General features: G+C 47.7%; 2 protein-coding genes. One reads left to right on the top strand and one right to left on the bottom strand.

Going from position 1 to position 932, the window contains the following annotated elements; all coding sequences use genetic code 11:
• A partial coding sequence (locus A3750_RS26655; protein ID WP_231871650.1) for a hypothetical protein occupies window positions 1–186 on the bottom strand: 186 nt, incomplete at its 3' end.
• Between the two features lie 115 nt (window positions 187–301).
• Between A3750_RS26655 and A3750_RS00295 the strand changes: the two genes are divergently transcribed.
• On the top strand, window positions 302–751 hold the full coding sequence (locus A3750_RS00295) for a DUF302 domain-containing protein (protein ID WP_068457714.1): 450 nt from the start codon (window positions 302–304) through the stop codon (window positions 749–751).
• Window positions 752–932 lie beyond the last annotated feature (181 nt).

Here is a 932-nt window from a genome sequence, read left to right as displayed (position 1 = left end):
CGCCTCTTTGATCAAGGCGAATTGTGCTTCACTCGGCTGCCCGGAGGTACTTAGTCGATCTGAAATAGGGAGGTAGTTATAGATATCCTCAAGCGACTTAGACTTAGCCTGAGCCGACAAGGGCGAATATTTGCGGATGAGCGACAGCAAGTATCCCGATGTCGTTTTTAGAGTATTCACTGACATAAACCACCTCAAAAGATACACCATTAAATGGATCTTCATCTTGCGCGATTTGTATCGGCAATACATCCCCCTTATGCTTGCTCAAACTAAAAAACAAAAACTCAGGAGAACAACAATGAAAAGCCTCAGCTCACTATGCGCAGCACTTTTGTTTATGGCGAGTTCTGCTTGGGCGCACAATGGCATGGTACATGTCGCAAGCGCGAACGACTTCGACACCACGATCAGCAAACTTACCCAAGCGCTCCAAGCAAAGGGCATGAAAATTTTCGCCACCATCCCGCATTCAAAGGGCGCGGCGAGTGTTGATGTTCGGCTAAACCCAACAACCCTAGTCATCTTTGGTAATCCAAAGGTCGGTGCGCCGCTTATGGCCTGCACACAGATAGTGGGTATCGATTTACCGCAGAAAGCCTTAATAACGGAAGATAGCGAAGGCAAGGTCTCGCTGACCTATAACGATCCCGCTTACCTGAAAGAGCGGCACGAGATTGAAGGCTGTGATCAAGTCTTAGACAAAGTGAGTAAGGCTCTCGCAAATTTTGCTAAAGCCGCAACGCAATAGCGCCTTACGTGAACACATTTGATCGACTCTACAGCTTACGGGCTACATAAACGCCGTAGCTGTAGTAGTCTTTGTACTTTCGATAGAGCGCGACCTCTTCTCTTTCAGCGGCTATGAGCTGTTGCGCAACTTCAGAGTTGTTGTGTCGCGCTAAAAAATCATCATAGCTTCGCTCAAGTGG

The sequence above is a fragment of the Oleiphilus sp. HI0079 genome (assembly GCF_001635105.1).
The sequence above is the reverse complement of the archived record's forward strand: the minus strand, read 5'-3'. Positions and strand labels throughout refer to the sequence as shown.